The sequence below is a fragment of the Streptomyces phytophilus genome (assembly GCF_013870535.1).
GTDB classification, from domain to species: Bacteria; Actinomycetota; Actinomycetes; order Streptomycetales; family Streptomycetaceae; genus Streptomyces; species Streptomyces phytophilus.
The window spans coordinates 1-2,182 of record NZ_JACBXC010001037.1 but is presented as its reverse complement, the minus strand read 5'-3'; the positions used below and the strand labels follow the sequence as shown (position 1 = coordinate 2,182).

1 protein-coding gene is annotated in these 2,182 nt (G+C 74.4%); it reads left to right on the top strand.

Annotated elements, in window-relative coordinates:
- On the top strand, positions 1-1,999 hold a 1,999-nt coding region (locus H5J30_RS28735; protein WP_181790199.1), incomplete at its 5' end, for a glycosyl hydrolase family 28-related protein.
- Between the last annotated feature and the right edge of the window lie 183 nt (positions 2,000-2,182).

Here is a 2,182-nt window from a genome sequence, read left to right as displayed (position 1 = left end):
CGTCCACGGCGACGGCGCCGGGGACGACACCGCGGCGCTCCAGGCGGCCGTCGACGAGGCGTCCCGCCGGGGCATCGCCAACAAGCTCGGCGACATCCTCGGCGGCGCCCGCGACTTCCCGTACGGCGACGGCGGCGGCGTCGTCCTCGTCCCGGCCGGCACGTACCGGCTCACCGGGCCCGTCGACGTGCACGACTCGGTGCGCATCGTCGGGTTCGGCGCCCGGCGGCCGGAGTTCGTGCTCGGCCCGGCCACCCCCGGGTACGCCGCGGGGGCGGCCCGCGACGTGTTCTCCTTCCGGCGGCGGCCGGTCGGCGGGCCCGTGTCGTACGCGAACAACGACACCTTCGGCTCGGGCCTGGTCAACCTCGACATCCGGATCGGCCCCGGCAACCCGGACGCGATCGCCGTACGCTTCGGCGGCGCGCAGCTGTGCCTGCTCCAGGACCTCGACATCGACGCGGGCGGCGCCCGCGCGGGCATCGACCACAACGCGAACCTGATCCACCGCGTGCGGGTGCGCGGCGGCGAGGTCGGGCTGCACGCGTACGCCGCCTCCGCGGGCTGGCAGACGACGCTGCTGGACTGCCGGTTCGAGGGGCAGCGCCGGGCGGCGGTGTCGATGTTCAACGACGCCAAGCTCGTCGTCGTACGGACCGCGTTCTCCGGTACGCCGCGGGCGTTCGAGTCGGCGCCGGACCAGTGGCAGCACCTCTACGTCCAGGACTGCCACTTCGACGGCGTGAGCGACGCCGTCGCCGTGCTCGCCGAGAGCGGCTCGCTGCCCGGCGCGGACGACGACCTGATCCGGCGGGCCAACCAGCTCACCCTGCTCGACTGCACCGCCACCGGCTCCCCCGACCTGCTGCTCCTCGCACAGAGCGGCGCACGCACCCGCGGCCCGCGGCCGTCCGGCCGGATCCGGGAGCTGACGTACGGGCTGCGCGTCGAGAACGCGCTCGGCCGGCGGGAGTCGCGGCGCGAGGGCGTGTACGCGGACACCGCCCGCGGCGCGCCCGGCTCCGTCGTCCGCGCCCGGCTGCGCCCCGACACGCCCCCGCCCCCGCCGGTGCACACCTGGGTCAGCGTCGCCGACGTGGCCGCGGCGATGGGCCGCACGATCGGCGCGGGCGAGGACGACCTCGACGTCTTCCAGGCCGCGGTGGACCGGCACGAGACGGTGTTCGTGCCCATCGGCCGCTACCTGCTCACCGACACCCTGAAGCTGCGCGCCCGGACGAACCTGATCGGGCTGCACCCGCGGCAGACCTGGCTGCTCGCCGCCGACGGCCACCCGCACTTCGCCGACCCGGACGCGCCGCGCGCCCTGCTCGCCACCCCGCGCGGAGGGCGCAACACGGTCGGCGGGCTCGGCCTGGACACCGCGCGGCGGACGCCGGGGTCGGTGAACCTGCTGTGGCAGTCCGGCGCCGGCTCGTATCTGGCCGACGTGGTCACGCAGTTCGTCAAGTGGCACCCGGAGGACGTGCAGTCGGGCGACCCCGGCTACGCCTACCGCGGCGCGCACAAGTACGGCGTCTGGGTGCGCGGCGGGGGCGGCGCCCTCGCCAACGTGTGGAGCATCAACGGCTGGGCGGAGAACGGGCTGCTGGTCGAGGACACGGACGTGCCGACGCGGCTGTACGAGGTGTCCGTCGAGCACCACGAGACGCGCGAGGTGGTGCTGCGCCGGGTCCGGAACTGGTCGTTCCTGGGCCTGCAGACCGAGGACCACATCTACGGCTGGCGCTCGCAGGCGGTGGAGATCGAGCGCTCCAGCGACATTCTGCTCGCGAACTCCGTGCTCTTCCGCGTCGCGACCGTGCAGGGACCGTACCCGTACGCGGTCGGGGTGCGCGACTCGAAGCGGATCACGCTGCGCGGCAACCGCGGCTACCGCGACAAGGCGCCGGAGTTCACGCAGTGGGGCGCGGCGCTCCGCGACACCCGCGGCGGACGGACCGTGCCCGAGGTGGAGTTCACGCTGATCGCGACCTGAGCGCGCGCAGCAGCCCCGTCCGCGGCGGCTTTGGTACGGCGAACAACAGGCGTCGTTCAGGTCCGTGCCATTCCGCGGCAACGGATGATCAGCACAGTGCGGCTGACACCACGTCTCGCGGACGGAGTTCCCATGGGCCGGACAGCAGCAGAGGAAGAGGACCGCGGCGGGCAGCGCACCCGC